This is a genomic window from Thermostichus sp. MS-CIW-36 (assembly GCF_054059035.1).
The window spans coordinates 78,031-102,560 of sequence record NZ_JBSSBR010000003.1 but is presented as its reverse complement, the minus strand read 5'-3'; the positions used below and the strand labels follow the sequence as shown (position 1 = coordinate 102,560).

General features: G+C 57.1%; 20 protein-coding genes and 1 tRNA gene. 14 read left to right on the top strand and 7 right to left on the bottom strand.

Features of this window, described 5'->3' with window-relative positions:
* Nucleotides 1-61: 61 nt before the first annotated feature.
* From ACVWVQ_RS02775 to ACVWVQ_RS02765, 3 genes are all read right to left on the bottom strand, one after another.
* Nucleotides 62-2,059: an ABC transporter ATP-binding/substrate-binding protein gene (locus ACVWVQ_RS02775; RefSeq protein WP_414357644.1), complete on the bottom strand. Its 1,998-nt coding sequence runs from the start codon at nucleotides 2,057-2,059 to the stop codon at nucleotides 62-64.
* A gap of 68 nt (nucleotides 2,060-2,127) precedes the next feature.
* A complete protein-coding gene (ntrB, locus tag ACVWVQ_RS02770; RefSeq protein ID WP_414357643.1) occupies nucleotides 2,128-2,955 on the bottom strand; it encodes a nitrate ABC transporter permease in 828 nt (275 codons plus the stop codon).
* Nucleotides 2,956-3,477: 522 nt separating this feature from the next.
* Nucleotides 3,478-4,788, bottom strand: a complete 1,311-nt coding sequence (locus ACVWVQ_RS02765; protein ID WP_457506759.1) for a CmpA/NrtA family ABC transporter substrate-binding protein — start codon at nucleotides 4,786-4,788, stop codon at nucleotides 3,478-3,480.
* Nucleotides 4,789-4,992: 204 nt separating this feature from the next.
* On the opposite strand from ACVWVQ_RS02765, the gene ACVWVQ_RS02760 reads away from it, so the two are divergent.
* From ACVWVQ_RS02760 to ACVWVQ_RS02725, 8 genes are all read left to right on the top strand, one after another.
* Nucleotides 4,993-6,090: a tocopherol cyclase family protein gene (locus tag ACVWVQ_RS02760; protein WP_457506757.1), complete on the top strand. Its 1,098-nt coding sequence runs from the start codon at nucleotides 4,993-4,995 to the stop codon at nucleotides 6,088-6,090.
* Nucleotides 6,091-6,265: 175 nt separating this feature from the next.
* Nucleotides 6,266-6,339 (top strand) — tRNA-Arg (locus ACVWVQ_RS02755).
* Between the two features lie 118 nt (nucleotides 6,340-6,457).
* Entirely contained in the window at nucleotides 6,458-8,932 is a 2,475-nt protein-coding gene (locus tag ACVWVQ_RS02750; protein WP_414407833.1) for an ATP-dependent Clp protease ATP-binding subunit, read from the top strand.
* 127 nt (nucleotides 8,933-9,059) lie between these two features.
* On the top strand, nucleotides 9,060-9,695 hold the full coding sequence (locus tag ACVWVQ_RS02745; protein ID WP_414381174.1) for an ATP-dependent Clp protease proteolytic subunit: 636 nt from the start codon (nucleotides 9,060-9,062) through the stop codon (nucleotides 9,693-9,695).
* A gap of 17 nt (nucleotides 9,696-9,712) precedes the next feature.
* Entirely contained in the window at nucleotides 9,713-9,982 is a 270-nt protein-coding gene (locus ACVWVQ_RS02740; RefSeq protein ID WP_457506755.1) for a hypothetical protein, read from the top strand.
* A 37-nt stretch (nucleotides 9,983-10,019) separates the two neighbouring features.
* Nucleotides 10,020-10,355, top strand: coding sequence for a Uma2 family endonuclease (locus ACVWVQ_RS02735; RefSeq protein WP_414406671.1), 336 nt, complete (start codon nucleotides 10,020-10,022; stop codon nucleotides 10,353-10,355).
* Nucleotides 10,303-10,914, top strand: a complete 612-nt coding sequence (locus ACVWVQ_RS02730; RefSeq protein ID WP_011432257.1) for an ATP-dependent Clp protease proteolytic subunit — start codon at nucleotides 10,303-10,305, stop codon at nucleotides 10,912-10,914. The genes ACVWVQ_RS02735 and ACVWVQ_RS02730 overlap by 53 nt, the downstream gene beginning before the upstream one ends.
* Nucleotides 10,915-11,021: 107 nt before the next feature.
* Nucleotides 11,022-11,327, top strand: a complete 306-nt coding sequence (locus ACVWVQ_RS02725; protein WP_457466922.1) for a hypothetical protein — start codon at nucleotides 11,022-11,024, stop codon at nucleotides 11,325-11,327.
* 14 nt (nucleotides 11,328-11,341) lie between these two features.
* Here ACVWVQ_RS02725 and ACVWVQ_RS02720 read toward each other — a convergent pair whose 3' ends face one another.
* Nucleotides 11,342-11,953 (bottom strand): chromophore lyase CpcT/CpeT, encoded by a 612-nt coding sequence (locus ACVWVQ_RS02720; protein WP_414400142.1) that lies wholly within the window; start codon nucleotides 11,951-11,953, stop codon nucleotides 11,342-11,344.
* Nucleotides 11,954-11,961: 8 nt separating this feature from the next.
* On the opposite strand from ACVWVQ_RS02720, the gene ACVWVQ_RS02715 reads away from it, so the two are divergent.
* Complete coding sequence (locus tag ACVWVQ_RS02715) at nucleotides 11,962-13,356, top strand: malic enzyme-like NAD(P)-binding protein (protein WP_457506753.1); 1,395 nt, start codon at nucleotides 11,962-11,964, stop codon at nucleotides 13,354-13,356.
* Nucleotides 13,357-13,363: 7 nt separating this feature from the next.
* Here ACVWVQ_RS02715 and ACVWVQ_RS02710 read toward each other — a convergent pair whose 3' ends face one another.
* Both ACVWVQ_RS02710 and ACVWVQ_RS02705 read right to left on the bottom strand, forming a co-directional pair.
* The gene (locus tag ACVWVQ_RS02710) at nucleotides 13,364-14,404 is read right to left on the bottom strand and encodes an ABC transporter ATP-binding protein (protein WP_457506751.1); all 1,041 of its coding nucleotides are present in this window, start codon (nucleotides 14,402-14,404) and stop codon (nucleotides 13,364-13,366) included.
* Nucleotides 14,397-15,440, bottom strand: coding sequence for an ABC transporter ATP-binding protein (locus ACVWVQ_RS02705; RefSeq protein WP_414358329.1), 1,044 nt, complete (start codon nucleotides 15,438-15,440; stop codon nucleotides 14,397-14,399). Before ACVWVQ_RS02705 ends, ACVWVQ_RS02710 begins: the two co-directional genes overlap by 8 nt.
* 527 nt (nucleotides 15,441-15,967) lie before the next feature.
* Here ACVWVQ_RS02705 and ACVWVQ_RS02700 point away from each other — a divergent pair.
* The 5 genes from ACVWVQ_RS02700 (at nucleotide 15,968) to ACVWVQ_RS02680 (ending at nucleotide 22,189) form a co-directional block, all read left to right on the top strand.
* Nucleotides 15,968-17,707, top strand: a complete 1,740-nt coding sequence (locus ACVWVQ_RS02700; RefSeq protein WP_457466918.1) for a peptide ABC transporter substrate-binding protein — start codon at nucleotides 15,968-15,970, stop codon at nucleotides 17,705-17,707.
* Nucleotides 17,708-17,853: 146 nt separating this feature from the next.
* The gene (locus ACVWVQ_RS02695) at nucleotides 17,854-18,816 is read left to right on the top strand and encodes an ABC transporter permease (RefSeq protein ID WP_414358333.1); all 963 of its coding nucleotides are present in this window, start codon (nucleotides 17,854-17,856) and stop codon (nucleotides 18,814-18,816) included.
* A 50-nt stretch (nucleotides 18,817-18,866) separates the two neighbouring features.
* Nucleotides 18,867-19,796, top strand: coding sequence for an ABC transporter permease (locus ACVWVQ_RS02690; RefSeq protein WP_414358445.1), 930 nt, complete (start codon nucleotides 18,867-18,869; stop codon nucleotides 19,794-19,796).
* Between the two features lie 255 nt (nucleotides 19,797-20,051).
* Nucleotides 20,052-21,020 carry a hypothetical protein gene (locus ACVWVQ_RS02685; RefSeq protein ID WP_457506749.1) on the top strand — a complete coding sequence of 323 codons (969 nt, stop codon included), beginning with the start codon at nucleotides 20,052-20,054 and terminating at the stop codon, nucleotides 21,018-21,020.
* 497 nt (nucleotides 21,021-21,517) lie between these two features.
* A complete protein-coding gene (locus ACVWVQ_RS02680) occupies nucleotides 21,518-22,189 on the top strand; it encodes a DUF1614 domain-containing protein (RefSeq protein ID WP_457506747.1) in 672 nt (223 codons plus the stop codon).
* Here the strand turns inward: ACVWVQ_RS02680 and ACVWVQ_RS02675 are convergent.
* Nucleotides 22,186-24,360, bottom strand: a complete 2,175-nt coding sequence (locus ACVWVQ_RS02675) for a caspase family protein (RefSeq protein ID WP_457506745.1) — start codon at nucleotides 24,358-24,360, stop codon at nucleotides 22,186-22,188. The two genes, ACVWVQ_RS02680 and ACVWVQ_RS02675, sit on opposite strands and share 4 nt — an antisense overlap.
* Nucleotides 24,361-24,530: the final 170 nt, after the last annotated feature.

Below are 24,530 nucleotides of genomic sequence, written 5' to 3'. Positions count from 1 at the left end.
TCCAACTCATGATTTTCTCACAACGGGGAATGTGCTTTTGCAAGGGCGCCCAAGTGGGTATCTAGAGCAACACAGGACGACGATCTAAGGCAACCTCGGCTACATAAATATCGTGCTTAATCGCCAAACTGTTGAGGTAGGCCAGGGGATCCTCGCCATTAAAAGGGATCCCGTCGAACAACTGAATGGGCTGCCGCTGGTAAGACACATCCAGCCCCAGCTCGCGGGCTGCCGTACTGAATACCCCCACCTGACATACCCGCTCCACGATCTCCACCCAGTTGCGGGGGAAGGGCAGATCCCCCCAGCGGGCCATTTGGGTCATCATCCACAGATGCTCGGTGCGGCTGGGACGGTTGCCGGCTCCCAGAAAGAAGCGGTGGTGGGCATATTCCCGCATCGGCCTGTCCAAGTCACAGATCAGACGCTGGGGATCCCCCAGATGAATGTAGGAGGGGTCGGTGCTCAGGTAGGCGCGGCGGCTGAGCAGCTCGCGAATCTCGTCGTGATGGGCCGGGTCTTCACAGTAGCGGCAGGCTTCCAACAGCGCTTTCACCAAGGCAATGTGGGTGTTGGGGTAGGCTCTGGCCCAATCTTCTCGCACCCCCAACACTTTGCCGGGATGGCCCAGCCAAATCTCCAGATCTGTAGCCACCGTAAAGCCACTGCCCTCTAAGGCTGCCCGCAAATTCCAGGGCTCTCCCACACAGTACCCATCGATGTTGCCGGCTGTTAGGTTGGCCACCATCTGAGCCGGGGGCAGCGTTTTCAGCACCACGTCATGATCCGGGTGGATCCCACCGGCTGCCAGCCAGTAGCGCAACAGCAAATTGTGCATAGAGCTGGGATGCACCACTCCAAAGGTGAGCCGACGGCTGGGACTATCCAGAATGTAAGCCTTCAACTGGCTGAGGGTGTGGATCCCTTGCTCATAGAACCGCTTGTGCAAGGTGATGGCATTGCCGTTGCGGGTCAAGGTGAGGGCAGTAACCACCGGCTGAGGCGGGTTATCCCCTCCACCCAAGGACATCCACACCGGCATACCGGCGGGCATTTGGGCCGCATCCAGATAACCTCCCTGAATGCCGTCTTGGATCCCTCGCCAACTGGTTTCCCGCACCAAATTCACTTCTTCCAAGCCGTGTTTGGCAAAGAACCCTTTTTCTTTGGCCACAGCCAAGGGAGCGCAGGCAGTGAGGGGCACAAAGCCAATCTCCAGGTTGATCTTTTCCAAGCCATGCCTGGCCACCACAGTGCTGCGGCGAGCACGCCATTGCTTGATGCGTTTTTGTTGGTTCAAAAAGTAGATGATCTCGCTGCGGTAGCTGTAGTAGCTGGGATGGTTGACCACCTCCAGCCGACGGCGGGGCCTAGGAATGTCAATGGTTAAAATGTTCCCAATTCGGGATCCCGGCCCGTTGGTGAGCATAACCACACGATCTGACAGAAGAACCGCTTCGTCCACATCGTGGGTGACCATGAGGGTGGTCATCTGATGTTCTTCGCAGATGCGCATCAACTGCTCTTGCAAGTTCCCGCGCGTGAGCGCGTCCAAAGCGCCAAACGGCTCATCCAACAACAACACTTTGGGCCGCAAAGCCAGGGCACGGGCAATGGCCACCCGCTGCTTCATCCCCCCGGACAATTGGGCTGGGGGCTTATCTGCGGCATGGCGCAAACCCACCAGATCGATGTGCTCTTCTACGATCTGCTGACGCTCCGCCGGAGAATGGTTTTTAAGAACGGCATTCACCGCCAGCGCAATGTTTTGCCGAACCGTTAGCCAAGGCAAAAGCGAGTAATGCTGAAACACCACCATGCGATCGGGGCCGGGAGCGGTGATGGTATGCCCATCCAAAGCCACGATCCCCCCCGTAGGCAAAGACAGCCCCGCCACCATGTTCAATAGGGTGGATTTGCCACAGCCGGAGTGGCCGATTAAGGAGACAAACTCCCCTCGATGGATTTGCAGATCGATCCCTTTCAGAGCAAGGTATTCCTGCCCTCCGGGCAGAGCAAAAGATTTTTCCACCTGCTCCACACTGACCAATACAGACACAGAAAACCTCCCAACCTATCACCCGCCTAGCCTCAAACCAACCACATACTGACAAAACATCCAACACATCATTGGTTGGCTATCTTGTTTTGCAAAACAGACATCAGGCGATCCAAAAGCAATCCCACCGCTCCGATGTAGATGACGGCAACGATGATCTCCGTAACGTAGTTCTGCTGGTAGGCATCCCAGATGAAAAAGCCGATCCCCGGCACACCCGACATCACAATCTCTGCGGCAATAATCGCCAGCCAAGACAGGCCGATGCCGATGCGCAGACCTGTGAACATGTAGGGCAGGGCTGAGGGCAGCAACACCTTAAAAAAGAAGTCCACTTTGGAGAGCTTGAGCACTTTGGAGACGTTGATGTAGTCTTCCGGGATCTGTCTCACCCCCACAGCCGTGTTGATGAGAATGGGCCAAATTGAGGTAATAAAAATAACGAACAGGGCAGCCGGCTCATTGCGTTGCAAAGCAGCCAAAGATATGGGCACCCAAGCCAAGGGAGCTACCATGCGCAAAAATTGGAAAATGGGATCCAAAGCTCGGTTGATCCACACACTGCTTCCCACCAAAATGCCCAACGTGATGCCCACCAAAGCGGCACTGCAATAGCCGATGGCCACCCTTTGTAAGCTGGCCAAGGTTTGGCGCAGCAGCCCTTGGTCAAGGTCGCTGTTGCGATACAAAGGATGCAGGATCAGATACCGGCTGCGCTCATCCATCCACACATCCCAGGGCCCCGGCAGCCGAATAAGGTTGGCACTGGCCAAGAGCTGCCAGATGAGCAGGAATCCAACAATACCCACCACAGGGGGGAGAATCTGATCTCGGTACTTCGCCAAATCGAACTTCGCCGTTGCAGATTTTGCCGGAGAAGAAAGTGTTGTCGTCATAGCTCCTAGAGGAGGATAGGGTTTTACAAGGTTCTCTGTTGTCGCGCTCTCAGAACATTCCAGCCGCAGGGTTCTACACCGTGTTGGAAACAGAGCATGAACTGGGATTGGCCTTGCCTTTTCTTTGGATGGGCAAACACAGGGATTGCAAACTCAACAAAACTCTCACGACAATCAGAAAACTCAGGATTCCTACGGCTATTGAAAGGATGAGCTTGTCCCAGCGAGGCCGGGCCGGCCTCTCAAAAGGAGGATCCCTGAAGAGTTCGCGCGGAACGTGAAGTAGAGCCAACATAGCCGATCCTCAACATGGCATTTAAAGTTATTCAAAAAGTGCGAGGCTCATAGCATCCATCAACTTTCCATCGTTTGGGCAGAAAGCTCGGCACCGCTTTTTTCGACCTCGTGGGATCCCACAGGTAGGCAGGATCCCTGTCGCGCGAGAGATTCGAACAAGGGAACGGTAAGCCATGGACTTCCTGCGAAAGAAGGTGAGGAACTTGGCCCAATCAAGCTATTCAGCTAGACCCTTTTGATTTTCAGGCTGTTCAGGTAAGCCTGCGGATCCTGTGGGTCAAACACCACACCGTCAAAGAAACGCTCTGTTCCCCGCGAGGTGTTGTTGGGGATGTTCTTCACCCCCAGTGCCTGGGCGGCCTCACGCCAGAGATCTTCACGGTTCACTTCATCCACCAGACGACGGGCAGTATCCAGATCGGGAAGGAAGCGAGCGTGAAAGCCCCAACGCAGGGATTCCGTCAGGAACCAAAGGTCATGGCTCTTGTAGGGGTAAGAGACGCTGCCCCGGCCATCTTCCCAGTACAAGGGCCCGGCATTGAAATCTTGAACAGCTGGCTTGCCGTCTCCCAATTCGTAGTTGCCTTGAAAGGGAGGGGTGAGAACTTCAACCGGCACATTCAGGTAGGCACGCCCTGAGAGAATGCGTGTCAGTTCTTCTCGGTTGGCCGGATCGTCGCACCATTGCTGCGCTTCCATCACCGCCATCAAAGTGGCTTGTGTGGCCCTGGGGTTTTGCTCTACCCAATCGGCGCGAATGGCCAAGTATTCTTCGGGGTGAAAGGGCCAAATCTGTTGGGTAAGGGCCGCCATAAACCCGATCCCATCGGCCACAATCCGGTAGGGCCAGGGATCCCCGGTGCTAAAAGCATCCATGGTGCCATTGCGCATCCCCTGCACCGTTTCGGCAGAGGGAACCGCCAACAGGTCGATGTCTTGATCCGGATCTACCCCCCCAGCAGCAAACCAGTAACGGATCCAAAAATCTTGATTGACGTTGGGGAAGGTATGAGCGGCCTTGAATTTGCGTCCGTTGCTGGCGCTGAAATTTCTGATGTAATCCGCGGCTCCCGAGATATCCAGCCCCAAACCCTTGCCAACATGCATTCCAGCAATGGCAATTCCGTTGCCTTGGGTGATCAACTGACACAGAACTGCCATGCGCACCGGCTGATTGTTGGTGATGGCGCCAATGTGGATCATGTGAGGCATCGGCATCTGCCACTGGCCACCGTCGATTCCCCCACCCGCTGAGCCGATGACCACATTGTCACGGGCTGCCGGCCAACTGGCCTGCTTCAACACCTCTACACCGGTCATGCCATGCTTGTCGAAAAAGCCCTTTTCCTTGGCGATGATCAGGGGGGCAGACTCCACAATCGGTATAAAGCCTAACCTGAGATTGGGGGTTTCTGGGCCGCTGGCCTGGGCAACCCAGTAGCCTGTGCTGGCCCGTGCTAAGCTGCCACTCACGAGTCCACCCACGGTGGCCGCACCCGCAGACAGCAAAAAGTTACGACGTGACGTCATGCTCACCTCATCGAAAGGATATGTGAAGGCAAGATGGAAGCTTTCCAGTTCAAGTCGCCTGACCCATGGATTTCCTTCGTGAAATCTCAAGAAATCCTTAAATCTCAGCTTGGTTGATATCCTAAGGGCAAATAAATATAGAAACAATACAATTATTATTTTGGTAAGCATAGACTTCCGTTTATCATTGTTGCGATGGCTTAGGTCTCAATGGCGTTTCCTCCAACGGCGGCTTGCTCTGGGCAAAACAACTCAACAGATTGGGGATCCCTGCCCCATGCCGGCTATCACTGGGATGGCTGCACAGAGCGGTTTTTTGAGGGCTGGTACAGCCGCGTCACCTTGCCCGGGGATCCGCCCATCAGCTTTGCCTTCATGTACGCCATCGATCCCAAGCGCGGGGGCATGGCGCAGGTGTTGGGGCCGGAGGAGGAGTTGCATTGGCGCACCTTCCCCAATCCCCGCCGCTTTTGGGCCAGCTCAACCCATCTGGCCTTGGGGCACTCAGGGATCCCAGGCCCCGGCTGTCGCGGCCTTCAGGATCCCTTCACCTTCTTCCAGCGCACCGCCAGTGGCTACCAATACACCGCCCACCTCAATCAGGGGATTTTGCCGGATCCCTTGGGCTCTGAGCCCATTCGCTGGCTCTACCGCATTCAACCTCGTTTTGCCTATGGGATCCCACCCCGAGCCACCATGGGAGCCTGGTCTTATCTGCCCATCTTTGAGCCGGGCTGGCAGATCCTCATGAGCCATGGCTTGGCCACCGGCTGGGTGGAGTGGAGAGGCAGGCGCTATGCATTTCAGCAGGCTCCCGCCTACGCCGAAAAAAATTGGGGCCAAAGCTTTCCTCGCCGCTGGTTTTGGATCCAGTGCAACGCCTTTCCCCAACATCCCGGCCTTAGCCTCACCTGTGCCGGAGCTGAGCGGCAGGTGCTCACCCGCCCCGAAGAAGTGGCCCTGATCAGCTTGCATGGATGGGGATCCCAGCCCTTTTTGGAATGGCGACCCGGATCCGCTCGGCTGACCTGGCAAGTGGATCCCTGGGGATCCTGGCGAATCTGGGGAGAAAGTGCCCTCTGGTGTATTCAGCTGGAAGGGCACACGCGGCGGCCTGGCCAAACTGTATTCGCCCCTGGCCCAGAAGGGATGCAGCGCAACTGTCGGGATACCCTGGCAGGACATCTGCACCTGCAGCTTTGGCAGCGCAACGGCCAAGTCTGGACGCCGGTGATCAAGGCCACCAGCCCCCAAGCCGGCCTGGAAGTGGGGGGAGAAGTCCGGCAACCTTGGCAAGGGCAATGTTAACGCTGGCGGATATCTACACCCCCGTTGGACTTTCCAAAAAACGCTCTTGTGCTAGAATGCCTAAGCCACATTGATAGATGTCCATCTCTGTCTCTGGATAGTACTGGATAGTATCTGAGTAACTATGGACAGATAGTATGGACAGACAGTCAACCGTGGTTGGCCCGCCCCTTTTGCGCCTGTAGCTCAGTGGACTAGAGCACGTGGCTACGGACCACGGTGTCGGGAGTTCAAATCTCTCCAGGCGCGTTTTGGCCCCAGACAGCTTCCGTCTGGGGTATTTACCGTCCCTTGGTTTCGCCAGAACTTGTGCTAGGATTACCCCTATCAAGTCCGCCTTGATGCAGGCGTAGGGAGCCCGAGGATCATGTTTGAACGCTTTACAGAAAAAGCCATCAAGGTGATCATGCTGGCCCAAGAAGAAGCCAGACGGTTAGGTCACAATTTCGTTGGCACCGAGCAAATTTTGTTGGGGTTAATCGGCGAGGGCACTGGGGTCGCCGCCAAAGTTCTCAAGTCCATGGGAGTGAACTTGAAGGACGCCCGCATTGAAGTCGAGAAAATTATCGGTCGGGGATCCGGTTTTGTGGCCGTCGAGATCCCTTTCACTCCCCGCGCCAAGCGAGTGCTGGAACTCTCCCTAGAAGAGGCCCGCCAGCTCGGCCACAACTACATTGGCACTGAGCACCTGCTCCTGGGCCTAATCCGAGAAGGGGAAGGGGTGGCAGCCCGCGTCTTGGAAAACCTGGGGGTGGATCTGTCCAAGGTGCGCACCCAGGTGATCCGCATGTTGGGCGAGACTGCCGAAGTGACGGCAGGGGGGGGATCCTCCAGTCGCACCAAAACGCCCACCCTGGACGAATTCGGCTCCAACCTAACTCAACTGGCCCAGGAGGGCAAGCTGGATCCGGTGGTCGGTCGGACGCGGGAGATCGAGCGGGTGATCCAGATCTTGGGCCGCCGCACCAAGAACAACCCCGTCCTCATTGGCGAGCCAGGGGTGGGCAAAACTGCCATTGCCGAAGGCTTGGCCCAGCGCATTGTGCAGGGGGATGTGCCGGATATTTTGGCCGACAAGCGGGTGATCAGCCTGGATATTGGTTTGCTGGTGGCCGGCACCAAGTACCGCGGCGAGTTTGAAGAGCGCCTCAAGAAAATCATGGATGAGATCCGCAATGCCGGCAACATCATCCTGGTCATCGACGAGGTGCATACCCTGATCGGGGCCGGGGCTGCGGAAGGGGCGATTGATGCCGCCAACATCCTCAAGCCTGCTTTGGCCCGCGGCGAGCTGCAGTGCATCGGCGCCACCACCCTGGATGAGTACCGCAAGCACATCGAACGGGATGCTGCTCTGGAGCGCCGCTTCCAGCCCATCATGGTGGGCGAGCCGACGGTCTCCGAGACCATCGAGATCCTGTTTGGCTTGCGGGAGCGCTACGAGCAGCACCACAAGCTAAAGATCTCCGATGCCGCCTTGGATGCGGCAGCCAAGCTGGCCGACCAGTACATCTCCGACCGGTTCTTGCCAGATAAGGCCATCGATTTGATCGACGAGGCTGCTTCGCGGGTGCGCCTGATCAACTCTCAACTGCCCCCGGCGGCGCGGGAGCTGGATCAAGAGTTGCGGCGAGTGCTCAAGGAGAAAGACGCTGCGGTGCGGGCCCAGAACTTCGACAAGGCTGGTGAGCTGCGGGATCGGGAGATGGAGATCAAGCAGCAGATCCGCGCCATTGCCGCTGCCAAAAAAGCCGAGGAGAGCAGCCGCAGCGAAATGCCTGAGGTAACCGAAGAGGACGTGGCCCAAGTGGTCAGCGCCTGGACGGGGGTGCCGGTGGCCAAGCTGACCGAGAGCGAGTCAGTGAAGCTGCTGAACATGGAAGAAACCCTGCACCAGCGCATCATCGGCCAAGACGAAGCGGTGCGGGCCATCTCCCGGGCCATCCGCCGCGCTCGGGTGGGGCTGAAAAATCCCAACCGCCCCATCGCCAGCTTCATCTTCTCCGGCCCGACGGGGGTGGGCAAAACCGAGCTGACCAAGGCTTTGGCAGCTTACTTCTTCGGTTCTGAGTCGGCCATGATCCGCCTCGACATGTCGGAATACATGGAGCGGCACACGGTCAGCAAGCTGATCGGATCCCCGCCGGGCTATGTGGGCTACAACGAGGGAGGTCAGCTCACCGAGGCGGTACGCCGTCGCCCCTACACGGTGGTGCTCTTCGACGAGATCGAGAAGGCGCACCCGGATGTGTTTAACCTATTGCTGCAAATCCTGGAGGATGGCCGCCTGACCGATGCCAAAGGCCGCACGGTGGACTTCAAGAACACCTTGTTGGTGATGACCTCCAACATCGGCTCGAAGGTCATCGAGAAGGGTGGTGGCAGCCTCGGCTTTGAGTTCAACACCAACGATGAGGATGCCAACTACAACCGCATCCGCAACCTGGTGAACGAAGAGCTGAAGCAGTACTTCCGTCCGGAGTTTCTCAACCGCGTGGACGAGATCATCGTCTTCCGCCAACTGACCAAGGACGAAGTGAAGCAGATCGCCGACATTCTGCTCAAGGAAGTGTTTGACCGCATGACGGAGAAGAAAATCCGCCTTACGGTCAGCGACCGCTTCAAAGACTTGGTGGTGGAGGAGGGGTATAACCCCAGCTACGGGGCACGCCCGCTGCGCCGCGCCATCCAACGCCTGCTGGAAGACATCCTGGCGGAAGAGATCCTGACTGGGCATGTCCGGGAGGGATCGGAGGTGCTCATCGATGTGGATGAGGAGCGCAAGCCCAAGGTGCTGGTCACGGAGCCGGAGCGGGTTCTCTTGCCTCAAGGGGCGGAGTAAAGCTGGCTTTGAGAGGTCCTCAGACTGCAAGGGATCCGTTGGGATGCTGCGGATCCCTTGTGGTCCTCAAGTGTTGTTTTTCTGGTGTTTTTCAGTTGAACAGACCCAGGCGTAGGAGATCTCTGGCATGGTGCAATCGACCTACTACTACTATGGCGGCGCTCCGGTTCGTACCCCACCCCCAGATTTGGCTTCGCTGCTGCTGCAGGAGCGCATTGTCTACCTGGGCTTGCCCCTTGCAGAGGAGTCGAATGCCAACGTCACCAAGCTGATCATCGAGCAACTGCTGTATCTGCAGTACGAGGATCGGGAAAAGCCGATCAAGATGTACATCAACTCGACGGGCACCTATAACTACGACACAGCGGCCTTTGCCATTCTGGACACCATGAACTACATCAAGCCGCCTGTGCATACTATCTGCATCGGCAATGCCATTGGGATGGCGGCCATGTTATTGGCAGCAGGAGCCAAAGGATTTCGGGCCAGTCTGCCCAATGCCACGATCGTGCTCCACCAGCCCTATGGGGGCACCCGTGGACAGGCCAGCGACATCGAAATTCGCACCCGCGAGATTCTGACTTTGCGCAACATGATGCTGGAGCAACTGTCCCGCAGCACGGGCCAGCCTATGGAGCGCATCAAGAAGGACACGGAGCGGCTATTTTTCATGACACCAGAGGAAGCCAAAGCCTACGGCCTCATCGATCAGGTGTTGACCAGTTCCAAAGTCTTGCCGAGGTTGGCAGCAGCCAAAAACTAAAGCAGAGGGATCCGTCGATGGTTCAAGTTCCCGTACAGCCTTTGACGGTGGGGGAGTACCTACGCCTCACGGACGGGCTTTATGAAGGACGGGTTGAACCTGAAGACGGGTCCATTCGGGAAGCCGAGGAGCGTATGGACACCCTCATTGAGCTGTTTCTGGTTGCGGAATTGCCCAAGTTTTTGCCCATCCAACGCCTGAGCTTGGGCCAAGTTGAGGTCGAAGTGCCCGCAGCCAAGGCTCGGTTGCGCAATCCAGAGGTGATGGCTTTGCATCCCGCTATGTGAGCTTGCTGGGAAACGGTTGCGGAATCCTTGCCTGCACATGCCCCTGCCGCTGTTGGTGGTGGAAGTCGTTTCCCCCGGAGTAGACAATGAAAAACACGATGATCAAGACAAGCGCAAAGATTACGCTGCCCGTGGGATCCCAGTGGATCCAGCCAAGCAGTCCGTTTCCGCGGTGCGCTGGGTTGGCGGAGAATACGAAGGCGAGGTCAAAACTGGATCTGGACGCATTGTTTCCTCGGTTTTGCCCCAGCTGGATTTGAGCGCGGAAGATATCTTACAAGCGCGTCGTTCTGTGTTTCATACTTTGCCAGGAGAAACTTATGCCGATTGGAGTGCCTCGGGTTCCCTACCGTTTGCCCGGCGAGCCCTATAGCCAGTGGATTAGCCTTGACGATCGCCTGTACCAAGAGCGGATTTTGTTTATCGGCGAGCCCATTGACGATAGCTTGGCCAATACCATCGTGGGGGTGATGCTCTACCTCAACTCGCAGGATCCGCAAAAGGACATTGTGATGTACATCAATTCTCCCGGTGGCTCTGTGACGGCGGGCATGGCCATCTACGACACCATGAACCACATCAAGCCAGATATCGTTACGGTTTGCGTGGGCCAAGCAGCTTCAATGGGAGCCTTTTTGCTGGCTGCCGGCACTAAGGGAAAACGGTTTGCCCTGCCCCACTCCCGTATCATGCTTCACCAACCTTCCCTGGGCACAATCCAAGGCCAAGCCAGCGACATTGAAATTCGCGCCCGCGAAACGCTGCGGGTCAAACGGCGCATGAACGAGATCTTGGCACAAACCACCGGCCAGCCGCTGGAGAAAATCGAGCGGGATGTGGAGCGAGACTTTTACCTCTCGGCCACAGAAGCTCAGGCTTACGGCATCGTGGATCGGGTGATCCAAGAGCGCTCGGAAGCCATGGCCAGCTAAAGGGATCCCCCCCTTTCCCCCAGCAACAGGTCGAGGGGTTGGGAAAGGTTGGGAGGGATCCCTTCAAGGGGTGGAGTTCAGTGGACAACGCTAGGAGAACCGGTCGGATGGGCCAACGGCTCTGGAGTGCAGGACTGGGCTGCTGCGCGGGTCTGCTGCTGCTTTGGCCGGAAGCTTGGGCACTGCCCCCTGCCGATGAGATCCCGGAAGAGGTGCTGCGGGCGCAGCCAGATTTGCGGGCTCGCTCTCCGGTCGATAATCAGCCCCTCACCGCCGACGAAGCTCTAGAACTCCAGGAAGCCTTGGCAGCTCGGCCCAAAACCGGATCCGTCTCCCCCGAGGTGGAACGGCTGATCTTTTTGCTCAGGCTGCGCAAAGGATTTCGAGATCTGTTGCCTTTTTTGTTCCCCTGACTGTTTTCTGGCCCTCACCCCCTGTCCCTCTCTCCCCAAGGGCGAGGGGAAGAGGCCGGTGGGATCCCTTTTTGGTAGCGGTAGGGTCCGGCGCGGGATCCCCAGGTTTGTTGGCCAGTGGCGGCGTCAAAGCCCCGATCCCAGGTGATGAATTCGCTGGGGGTGAGGTCGAACTCGATGTGGATATAGGTGCTATCCCCGGGGTTCAGACGACATTCTCCGCCTGGCAGCATTTCGCCGTGGTAGCAGTCTGGGCGCTTTTCCACCAAAATGCGACAACCGGGCAAATGCTCCAGGTCGGCCAAGGAGAGCTGCGCCAAGCGCTGCGGATCCTGAGAGGCACCTGCCCAAGCTGCTTGATCCCGCAATTTGTAGTTCTCGATCCGCAAGGGATCCCCCAATACCTGGAGCACCCGGCTGCGATAAAACTGGCCCGGCGTGTGCTGGTTAAATTGCTCGGTAAAAAAGCCGATCCCCTCCGAGAACAGGTGGGGAAGGCGCACGTACCAAAGGCTGACCGGCACAAACCACACCGGCTCTGCCATCGCCTGGGTGCGGTTGCTGTAGTAGCCCTCCAGCCAGTTGGCCAGGGTGTGCAAGTCGGAAGCGGATTTTTCGTCTACCATAGGGAGCTATGACAAAACTTACCCCCAGCTCTAGCTATAGCATTGCCCTGCGCATTCGCCTGCTCAACCAGCCGGGAGCCCTAGCCCGCGTCACCCAGGCCATTGCGGAAGTGGGAGGCAGCCTCAGCCAGATCGATCTCATCCACCAATCCCCTGCGGAGACGGTACGGGAGATCGCGGTGGATGCCGTCAGCAGCGAGCATGCTCAGCAAATTTACGCCGCCGTTGCCTCCTTGGCCAATGTGAAGGTGGAGCGGGCGGTGGACCGCACCTTTGAGCTGCACCGCGGGGGAAAGCTGCAGGTGGTGGCCAAAAGCCCCCTGGAGAGCGCCGCCGATCTGGCCATGGCCTACACGCCGGGGGTGGGGCGGGTTTCCCTAGAAATTGCTGCCAACCCCGCCGCGGTCTATGAGTACACCATCAAGGGCAACAGTGTAGGCATTGTAACCGATGGCAGTGCGGTGCTGGGCTTGGGGAATGTCGGCCCGGAGGCAGCTTTGCCGGTGATGGAGGGGAAGGCGGCGCTGTTCAAGCGCTTTGCCGATATCGATGCCTTTCCTCTGTGCCTGGCCACTCAGGAGGTGGGGGAAATTGTAGAGACGGTGGTGCGCCTGGCGCCGGGATTTGGCGGCTTTAACCTGGAAGACATCAGCGCCCCTCGCTGCTTTGCCATTGAGTCTCAGCTCAAGGCCCGCCTCAACCTGCCGGTGTTTCACGACGATCAGCACGGCACCGCCATTGTGGTGCTGGCGGCGCTGCTGAATGCCCTGAAAGTGGTGAAAAAGAGCCTAGACGAGGTGCGCATTGTCCTCAACGGGGCCGGGGCAGCCGGCATTGCCGTGACGCAACTGCTGCGGCGGGCCGGGGCAGCCCACATCCTGGTCTGCGACCGCCAAGGGATCCTCAGCCGCTCCCGTTCCGATCTCACCCCCGAGAAGGCGGCCATTGCCGTCGAGGAGAAGGGATCCCTGGCGGAAGCCTTGGTGGGAGCGGATGTGTTTATTGGGGTGAGCGTGGCCAATGCCCTGACAGTGGAGATGGTAGAAAAAATGGCACCGGATCCCATCGTCTTTGCCCTGGCCAACCCGGTGCCCGAGATCCAGCCGGAGCTGGTGGGCAATCGGGTGGCAGTGATGGCCACGGGCCGCAGCGACTACCCCAACCAAATCAACAACGTGCTGGCCTTTCCGGGCGTGTTTCGCGGCGCCCTCGACTGCCGCGCCAAGCAGATCAACACCGAGATGTGCCTGGCTGCCGCTCAAGCCATTGCTGCCTTGATCCCTGCCGAAGAGTTGGATCCCCAGTGGATCATCCCCTCGGTCTTCGACGGGCGGGTGGTTCCTCAGGTGGCCGCTGCGGTAATCCAGGCTGCCCGCCAAACCGGCGTGGCCGGGATCCCTTGAGGGCTACCTAGGGCACCAGGTGACAAGCCACAAAATGCCCCGCGCTCACCTCGCGAGAGGCCGGGGGTGGATCTTGACGGCACGCCTCTGTTACCCAAGGGCAGCGGGTGTGGAAGTTGCATCCTTTGGGCGGGTTGACCGGGCTAGGCACATCGCCCTTGAGGATGATCCGCTTGCGCCTGGCTTCCACTTCCGGGTCGGGAATGGGAACTGCCGAGAGCAGTGCCTGGGTATAGGGATGGAGAGGATTTTGGTAAATCTCGTCGCGATCCGCCAGCTCCACCACCTTGCCCAAGTACATCACCGCCACCCGGTCGGAAATGTGGCGCACCACGCTCAGGTCATGGGCGATGAACAGATAGGTGAGGCCGAACTGCTCTTGCAAAGACTGCAGCAAGTTAATCACCTGGGCCTGAATCGACACGTCCAAAGCCGAGATCGGCTCATCACAGACAATAAAATCCGGCTTCAAAGCCAAGGCACGGGCAATGACAATCCGCTGCCGTTGCCCGCCCGAAAACTCGTGGGGATAGCGGTTGACAAAGTTGGCATTGAGGCCGACCACCTCCAGCAGCTCCCTGACCCGCTCCTGCTGCGCTTTGCCCCCGGCCACCCTAAAGACTGTCAGGGGCTCCCCCACAATTGCCCCCACCGTCTGGCGGGGATTCAGAGCGGCATAGGGATCCTGAAACACCATCTGCATGCGTTGCCGCATGCGGCGCAGCTCTTCCGGGCTGAGCTGGGTCAGATCGACACCCCCAAAATACACGTTCCCGGCGGTGGGCCGATATAACTGCAAAATGGCTCGCCCAAGGGTGCTCTTGCCACAGCCCGATTCTCCCACCAGCCCCAGGGTTTCTCCCCGCCGCACCGCAAAACTCACCCCATCCACCGCCTTGACGGATCCCACCTGTCGTTGCAGGATTAGCCCCCGCCGAATGGGAAAATGCACTTTTAGGTTTTCGACGCGCACCAAGGTGGCTTGGCCGGTCTCAGGTGGGCAAGCATCGACAGAGGCGCTGGCCGGGAAAGAAGGGGGGTCAACCATGGGCCGTCCTCTCCAGCGATTCACCGTCCCCGCCGACACCGGCCACTGACCGCAGATGGGCTTTTCCTTCCGGCTTTACCCAGCAAGCCACCGCATGCTGGGATCCAACGGACTCCAGCTCTGGATTTTCGCTCCAGCAGCGGTCGATGACGAAGCGACAACGGGCCGCAAACGGACAACCCTTGGGATAGTTGACCAAATCCGGGGGCATGCCCTCAATGGGCTGCAGCTTTTCGCGGCGGCGCTCATCCAGGCGGGGGATGCTCTGCAGCAGGCCGATGGTGTAGGGATGACGGGGATTTTTGTAAAGCTGGTGCAACGGAGCTTCTTCCACAATCTGGCCGGCGTACATAACCAAGATCCGGTCGGCCAGGCCCGCCAAAAAGGCCAAATCATGGGTAATCCAGATAATCGCCATGCCGATCTCCTCGCGCAAGGCTTTGATCAACTCCACAATCTGGGCTTGGATCGTCACATCCAAGGCGGTGGTGGGCTCATCGGCAATCAACAGCTTTGGGCGGCAGGACAGGCCCATGGCAATCATCACCCGCTGCCGCATCCCCCCGGAGAATTGGTGGGGATAGTGATCCACCCGCTCGGCTGCTGCCGGGATCCCAACCATTTGTAACAGTTCAATAGTCCGCTGCCGTGCTTGGGCAGGAGTCATGCCCAGGTGCAACTGCAGAGCCTCGGCAATTTGTTGGCCCACTCGCAAGACAGGGTTCAAGGAGGTCATGGGGTCTTGAAAGATCATGGCGATCTGGTTGCCCCGGATGCGCCGCATTTCCGATTCTTTCAGCTTGAGCAGGTCTTGGCCGGCAAACAGCACCTCGCCCCCCACAATTTTGCCCGGCGGTGTTGGGATCAGCCGCATCACCGAGAGCATGGTGACACTTTTGCCGGATCCCGATTCCCCCACAATGCCCAGAGTTTCCCCCTCGTCCACGTGAAAGCTGGAACCGTTGACGGCCTTCACCACTCCATCCTGGGTATAGAACCGCGTTTCCAGCCGCCATACTTCTAACAATCGCGCCATGCTCCTGGGATCCTTGTCACCGCTACAGCAAAGGAAAAGGATTTCCCCTTATATGGCGAATTTTTCCAGAAAAATCCAGCATCCCTTAGAACCATTTAGACACAAACCAATTCAAGCTCAATCCCGACCGAGTTCAAGTCCAACCCTAAAGAGGAGCAGCACCTAAGGGTTGACGAAACCCTGCCACCATTCTTGCTCATCTCTACAGACATTTGCGTATCCATTTGCACCAAACGGGGGAACCCCATTCCCAGCAATCCAACCCTCTAGGGCTCTGCAAGCGGGATCTGGCAATACTGTGTAACGAATTACAGAAAAATCCCGTCCATCTGCTACCTTGCTGAAACCTAAACCTAAAAGAGGTCTTGATTGAGGCAAACCCTCATCCAACAAAGTTGACCTCAATCGGACCGCCGGGGGGGAACCTTACCCGGTTCTTGCCAGTCAAAGGCTGAAAATCTCTGGGATGACTTGGAGGCCATAGCGCCAGTCCCCTAGCTGAGTCTGTTTACAAGAGGTAAGTGTAAATGTCTTTTCATCCTTTCCAACGTCTGAGACTGCGGTTGGTCAAGCTGCGGCTGTGGTTGATTCCCCTGTTTGTGGTGGGAGGGTTGCTGGTTCACCAGCATTGGATACCCGTCCAGGCCCAAGCCGACGACACCCTGCGGTTGCTGTACTGGCAAGCGCCAACTCTGCTTAACCCTCACCTCTCCACAGGAACCAAAGACTTTGAAGCCAGCCGCTTGGTCTATGAGCCTCTGGCCAGCTTTGATGCCCGTGGTGAAATGGTGCCTTTTTTGGCAGCAGAAATCCCCAGCATTGAAAACGGCGGCGTTGCCAAAGATCTGACCTCTGTCACCTGGAAGTTGAAGAGCGGGGTCACTTGGGCGGATGGAGAACCCTTCACCGCTGAAGATGTGGTCTTCACCTACGAGTACGTTTCCAACCCAGAAGTGGGGGCGATTACCTCCGAATACTATGCCGATGTTGCCTCGGTGGAAGCTGTGGATCCGACCACGGTGAAAATCACCTTCAAAAAGCCGACGGTGGCTTGGTTTGTGCCCTTTGTCGGCAGCAACGGCATGATCATTCCCAAACATATCTTCAAAGACTACAACGGCCCTAACTCCCGCGAGGCCCCTGCCAACCTGGCCCCCATTGGCACTGGCCCCTACATTACCGAAGAGGTGAGGCCAGGGGATGTGATCGTCTATGTGGCCAACAAGAACTTTCGGGAAGAGGGCAAGCCCTTCTTCAAGCGCGTGGAATTGAAGGGAGGTGGAGATGCCACCTCTGCGGCACGGGCGGTGCTGCAAACCGGCGATGCCGACTATGCCTGGAACACCCAGGTAGAAGCTGCAGTGCTCGCTCAGCTAGAGGCTACAGGCATTGGTCGGGTCATTCCCAAGCCTGGCCCGAGCATGGAGCGGATCGTTATCAATTTCTCCGACCCCAACGTAGAGAAAGACGGGCAACGCTCCCACAAGGATGTGCCCCATCCGTTCCTGACGGACTTGAACGTGCGCAAAGCCCTGAGCCTGGCTGTGGATCGGCAAACCATCGCCGATCAGATCTACGGCGTGGCCGGTACCCCCACCAATGACTACGTGTTATCTCCCGAAAACCTGCGGGCCAACGCTCCCTGGGAATTCAACCTGGAGAAAGCTGCAGCGCTGCTGGATGAAGCCGGTTGGGTAGATAGCAACAACAACGGCATTCGGGACAAAGGTGGTGTAGAGATGCGCATGGTTTTCCAAACCTCTGTTAACCCGGTGCGCCAGAAAACTCAGGAGATCATCAAGCAAGACTTCAGCAAGATCGGCATCGACCTGGAGCTGAAGAGCATCGATGCCAGCATCTTCTTCGACAGCGAACCCAACAACCCCGACAACCTGGGCCACTTCTACGCTGACCTACAGATGTACACCACTGGCAACGATAACCCGGATCCGACGAGTTACCTGCGCCGTTACCTTTGCGAGGAGATTGCCCAGAAAGAAAACAACTGGGCCAAGTCCAACGACTCCCGCTATTGCAACCCCACCTACGACGCCATGTTTGCCGAGCTGGTGGCGATGACCGATGCCAAAGAACGGGAGGAGCAGATCAAGAAAATGAACAACTTCCTGACAGTAGAAGATGTGGCGGTGATTCCTTTGATCGACCGCTCCAGCCCGGCGGCAGCGGCCAACAGCCTGGAAGGGATCGATCTCACCCCCTGGGATCTGGAACCTTGGAACATCAAAGATTGGACTCGCAAGTCCTAGGGGATCCTGTCGGGGAGGGGCGGGGGTGAGGGAGGGATCCCTTGCCTCTTTTTTTCCTCTCTGGGCAAGAAAGGCTTTCCCCTAACATTTTGCTGCCAACATCCCTACCATGATGGCATTGCTTTCATTTTTGTCTCTTTGCCTTTATGACGCGCTACTTGATTAATCGCCTGTTGATCTCCATTCCCACCTTGCTGGCCATCAGCATCGTGGTGTTTGCCATCTTGGCTTTGGCACCTGGGGATCCCATGGCAGAATTTGCCACCAATCCTGCCATCACTGCGGAAGTACGGGAGAACATTCGCCGTTCTTTGGGGCTAGATCAGCCGATTTACATCCGCTATGTGAAGTGGCTGTGGGCTTTTATGCAGGGGGATATGGGCTTTTCTTTTACCAGCCGCAGCCCCGTGTTGAACTTGATTTTGCAACGGTTGCCCACCACTCTTTGGATAGTTGGCACTGCATATATTATCGGCGCATTGCTGGCGGTGCCTTTGGGCGTGATCTCTGCCCTGAAGCGCTACACCCTCTTCGACCAAGTGGTGACGACGCTGGCTTTTGTTGGCTTTTCCTTGCCCACCTTTTTTACGGGTATTTTGTTCATCATCATTTTCAGTGTGCAACTGCGCTGGTTCCCCTTCATCTACAACAGCACGCTGCGGGTAACCGATTGGGCAAGTTTTGTGGCCCAGGTGCGCCAATCGATCATGCCTGTGACAGTCTTGGTGTTGTTCCAGGCAGCGGTGCTGATGCGCTTTGTGCGAGCCTCAATGCTGGAGCAAATGAACCGGGATTACGTGCGGACGGCCAGGGCCAAAGGCTTGCAAGAATGGGTGGTGGTGAATCGGCACATTTTGCGCAATGCCTTGATCCCGGTGGTAACCCTGGTGGCCCTGGATATTCCATCCGTGTTTACCGGAGCGCTGGTTACAGAGCAGATTTTTCGCGTACCTGGGATCGGCGCTTTGTTGGTGGATTCCATCTTCCGGGGCGATACGCCGGTGGTGATGGCCATCACCTTTATCTACGCCATCTTGATCGTGATTTTCAATTTGGTGGCGGATATTCTCTACAGCATTTTGGATCCGCGGGTGCAGTATACCCGCTAGGGATCCGGCTCTTCAACAATCTTTCACCCTCAAACTTCTAGAGGTGTCCGATGTCTGCTTCGATCCCTGCTCCCCCTCAAGCCAACGTTCAGGAACGCCCCCCGCGTACCCTGTGGGGGGATGCCTGGCGGCGCTTTCGTCGGGATAGGCTGGCCCTGTTTGGGACGGCCACCTTGCTGCTCATCATCTTGGGATGTGTGGTGGGCCCGCTGATCTACACAGCTTCCCCCAGCCAGATCGACTTTTCTCGTTCTCAACTGCCCCCCAGTTGGGCCCATCCCTTTGGCACCAACGACCTGGGACAAGATGTCTTGGCGCGGGTGTTGCGCGGCGGGCGAGTATCGCTTTCAGTGGGCATTACTTCAATGCTGGTGGCCATTACGATGGGCACCTTGATCGGGGCGATATCGGGGTTTTATGGGGGTTGGATCGATGTGGCCCTGATGCGGTTTACGGATTTGTTTCTCTCCTTGCCGCAATTGCCGCTGTTGTTGTTGGTGATCTTTCTGTTTCGAGAGAGCTTGCGACGCTTGGCAGGGCCAGAAACGGGGATTTTTATCCTGGTGGTGCTGGTGATCGGCAGCTTGAATTGGATGTCGGTGGCGCGGCTGGTACGGGCCAGCTTCTTGAGCGTGCGGGAAATGGATTTTGTCTTGGCGGCTCGCGCCATTGGGGCTCCGGCCCGTCGGCTGATCTGGGTGCATATTTTCCCCAATGTGCTCAGCCCTGTGATTGTGGCGGCGACGCTATCAGTAGGGACGGCGATCATCACCGAGTCAACGCTGAGCTTCTTGGGGCTGGGGTTCCCGCCGGATGTGCCCACTTGGGGCAGATTGCTCTTCGATGCCCGCAATTACCTGGAGCAAGCGCCCCACATGGCCTTCTTCCCCGGACTGATGATTTTTTTGACCGTGCTGAGCATCAATTTTGTCGGGGATGGATTGCGAGATGCCTTGGATCCGCAAATGCGGCAACGGTGAAGTTCGTTGTTTTTCCTTCTGATTTTTTGAAACTTAACAAAGCTCCAAAGGACTCCTCCTCAAAATATTATACTATATAGAATTTTTGTATTTCTTTCACGATTCTGGCATCAGCGGTTATCCTTAGTTCCAACTCCTTCTCGCCCAACGCTCTCTGTTGTCATGGCTAAGCCCTTTAACGTCCACATCGTTACTGCTCTCGCGGCTGCCGCCATTGCCTCTCTGCCTCAGCCAGCTTTTAGGAGAGCTCTCACGGTGGCTCTTGTAGCAGGAGCTGGCAGTGTAGCGGCTCAGAAAGTAGAGCGTAACAAATCACTGGCAGGATCCCAGGCTCAAAGAGGTCAGGTTGTCTTAGAGCTGCCTCGTCCTTCCTTTGAGCAATTTCAGGAAACGGAGGATCAGCTTCTACAGAAGGATGAGGAAACCCAGAGACAGGCACCAGAGCAGCTACGAAGCGCTCAGGCAGAGAACCTGGAACCGGGGAATCAAGCTGCACAAAAAGAGGAAGAGATCCAAAGACTGTTAGTGGATCTGCAAAAATGGCGGCAGTCCGCTACAAATTTGTCTCAGCAAGTTCAGGAAAAAGAGCATCTGCTGCGTAGTAAGCAAGACGAACTTGCACAGCTACAAGCTCGGCTTCAGCAGAGCAATGAGCAAATCCAGGCTCTGAAAGCGCAACTGGCTCAGCAGGCTCATTCGATTGAAAAGCTTCAGCTCCAGGAGCAGAGAATCAGGGATCTCTCTCAGCAAATAGAAGAAAGGAAGCAGCAACTACGCAATTACGAAAGCCAGCTCTCTGAACTACAAGCTCAGCTCCAGCGGAAGAACGAGCAAGTCACAAGCCTGGAAGCTCGGGTAGCTGAGCAAAACTGCCTGATTGAGAAGCTCCAACTCCAAGATCAAAGAGCCAGGGATCTCTTTCAGCAAATTGAGGAGAAAGAACAGTGGCGGCAAAGTTACGAAAGGCAGCTTTCAGATCTGCGACGCCAGCTTCAACAGAAAGATGAAAAACTACAAGAATTAGAGATAGAACTAGAAGACCGGAACCAAAAGATCAAGAGTCTTGAAGAGGAGAGAGATTTTCTTAATTTAAGTGTAGAAGGTTTTCAAAAGACTCTGTCTGTGCAGTACCAATGCAAAGGGGATAAACGTTACAGAGAGCAGATCTTATCAGAATGTGATATAGTATTAAGGCTAGAAAATGAGAGAGACTTTTACCCATAAGAGGCTAAGAGCTTTATCCTGGAAATTCTACGCAGGGCAATTAACCAAGTGCACCAAGAAAGTCGAGTTCAGCATATCCTTAAAGACTTAATCCAGAGTAACGATGCATGTGAGGGCGACAGTTGCCGCCAAAGCATTAGAGAATTTGTAGACCACTGGTTTTGTGACTACCGAAAATGGAGTAATCGTGCCGAAAAAGAGCTTCAGAATTTTGGTTTTGAGCTTGTTTCAGAATCCCCTCACATCAAGATTTGCTTTTATGGGGATCGACGTTATTTGATTACCCTGTCTAAGACTGCTGGAGATTGGCGTGCCGGTCTTGAAATCGCTCATGATATTCGCAACAAAATCTTCGGCCTATAGACTGAGTAAAGCCGATTGCAGACTTATTTCTCATTCAAAGGATAGAGATCCCACTGGTTACAGACCTTGCCCGAAAAAATCACACTCAGTCTTGATAGGCTGGAGCTGACACCCGAGCGCCAGGGATCCCTGCCATGTTCTACTTACCGGTCTCGCTGTTGTTGTTTGTAGTGCTGTTGCTGCTGCTGCCGCTGGTTTGGTTGGGGTTGGCGGTGGATGTGGTGGCGCTGGCGGTGGGAAAGCTGGGGTTCTCCCGGGAGGGAGCGCTGTTACTGCTGCTGGCCATCCTGGTGGGCAGCTCGGTCAATATTCCCCTCTATCGGGTGAAATGCGAGGTGACGCTGGTAGAAGACCTAGCTAGCTTGTGGATGCGGCAGTTCTGGGGGATCCCTTTGACCAAGCTTTCCCAGGAGACGGTGATTGCCTTAAACGTGGGCGGGGGGCTGATCCCGGTGCTCTTGGCCCTATACCAATTTGGGCGGGCCGATAGCGTGCTGATCCTGGCGGTAACGGCGCTGGTAACCTTGGTCAGCTACTATGCTTCCCACGTGGTGCCCGGGATCGGCATTCAGATGAATCCTCTAATTGCCCCAGCTACAGCAGCCTTGGCCGCTCTGTTTTGGGCAGGGGACCAGGCACCGGCAGTGGCCTTTGCTGGTGGAGTTTTGGGCACGGTGATCGGGGCAGATCTCCTGCATCTGCCAGAAGTCCTGCGGCGCAATTGCTCAGGCATTCTCAGCATTGGCGGGGCCGGGGTTTTCGATGGTATTGCCCTCTGTGGCTTGTTTGCCCTGCTGCTGAGCTAAACCAGCAAATAGGTAAGGGAAAGGGTGATGGATTGGGCGGGATCCAGCCAACGCAAGTCGGGATCCCCTAAGGACTCCGTCCCGCTGGCGCGATCGGAGGCACGCTGAGTCAACTCCTCGAGGAGCGTTTGCGTCCATTCCAGCGGCCCATTGAGCAACATCGGCGAACGGGCTACCCCCAGTTTGCGGGCCATAGCCTTGAGGGCTTCCAAGCTGGCGGACAGGGGGCGGGTGCTGGCCACAAACAACAGCTCCGTCAGCCCTTGGGCATGACAGGTGAGCAAGTCAGAGCTCACAGCAGAGCGCAGCTCCCCATCGACTTCCGGCAAGGGTGGCAAAGTTAAACTGCCCTTGGCTTCCAGGCGAAGAGGTGCGGCCAAGTTGTCCTGAGGCGTGGGGGCAAGCAGGTGCAGTTGTCCGGTCGGATCGATCAGCAACAGGTAGCCGTAGAGATCTTGCTCGCTGTTGTTGCGAAGGGTGAGATGCAAGGGATCCCCCCGCATAAACCGCTGCATACCCACCTCAGCAGGAGCAGAGGCTACAGACTGGACAAGGCGTGCTGCCAACGGGGGAGCTAAGGACTCCGTCCCGCTGGCGCGATTGGCAGCTTTACCTTTGACGGCCAACTCCGCCACCACTGCCAAGGAAGAGGAAACAGCATTGAGAGTGGTGCGCAAACGTTTGGCAGCCAGCAGATGGGCAAGACGGGGAGCTAACCGCTGGACGGCCATTGCTGCGGCTTCTCCTGCCGGGCCACAAGAATTCAGGAGCAATTCTCGCCCCGGCCAGAACAGGCTGTAGCTGTTCACTTCCAGAGGCTTGAGCAGGGTGTCCGACCGTTCGCGCCAGCGGGACGGAGTCCTAAAAGCAGCGGCCATTTCCGGGGTGATGCGGCCCAACAAACAGTCCACCTGTCGCTCGCGGGGGTTGGCCGTTTCCATCCAGCTATAGCCGGCAATGGCATTGGTCAGATCCACCTTTTCGATGCGGCCCAGGTTCTCTTCTAGGCCAACCAAAAGCTTGAGCGTGCTGGAGAGGCCGCGCAGCTGCTCCCGCAAAGGTGTGCCCACAGGGGGAAACTGCCCTTCCGGGCTGGCCACCTGAACCTGAGCCAACAGCCCACTTCGAGAACGCACCAGCAGCGGCGTCGGCGAAGAGGCGGAAGGATCGGCGGGAATGGGAGCCAAGAGAGTACCTGGCTGCAAACCACACAGCGCCGCCGATGGGATCCCGCCTAACCACACCTGAGCCCGATTTCCCTTCACTTCTTGAACTACCCCGCTGACCCCTGCCGGTGTGGGCATGAGAAAATAGGGGTGGATGTGTCGAGCAGTGTCTTTGCCTTCCAAGGTGGGGCGTTGGCAGGCGAAGAGGCCCAGCTCTCGCCGGCTAACCACTTGGTTAAAGGCCACCAGCAGACGAGTGGCAGGCGTGGTTTCCCACAGGTACTGCGTCAGCAGATAGGTGAGTACCCCAGCATAGAATCCCGGCCAAGCGGCTTCTGCTGCCAAGTCTTGCGGGGTGGTGGCCGAAATCAGCAAGCCCTTGGGCGGAGACGGCCAAACCCGCTGGGGTTCCGAGGAGTCTGGGATGGCGGCTGGGGGACGGGAACGCAGTTGCAAGTTGCCTCGCACCGACGGCGAGACATAGGTAAAGCCACAGTCCAGAAGGGTGGTGATCTGGGCAGTGCCCAAGCCTTCCAAAAGCCGGAAAAAGCTGTCTAGCTCCATTGCTGCCACTCCCTCAGAGCTAGACAACAGCAGCACCGGCTGCCAACAGTTGGGCGCGGATCCCAGCCGCCACTGGCCATAGCCGCTAAACTGCACCACTACCGTTTCAGCCGTGTGACCTTGACCCCCCAAGTGCTCTGCAAAGGCCGATTGGATCCCAGCCGGCGTGGCTGCCCCATCGGTAAGGGTGAGAATGTCTGCCGGGTCAAAACCAAAGCGATAGAGGAGTAGCTCCCGCTGCAACTCCACATCTGTCAAACACCCTTGTAGCGCGGATCCCTCGCCAAGGTAGCGGTTAATACCGATGAGAACAGCCAGCTTGCGGGAGCCAGCCGCCAAAGCTTGCCCATATCGCTCAGCCCGGCCCCTCAACCAGCCAGGGGATAGGCCAAGACCGGCAGCAACCAGGAGGAGTTTTTGCAGAAAAGACCGCCTTTCCATGTTGACCCTCTGGGCTGACCCCCGGCCCAACGACTACCTCATCGGCCAGCGAGCCACAGCTAAACTTTGCACTGGAATCTGTTGCTGCCTATTTCAGGATATCCCCATCCACACAGCTTTTTCGCGAGATCGGGTGACAGTTTTTGGCGTTTTCTTTGCATTCCTTAGCA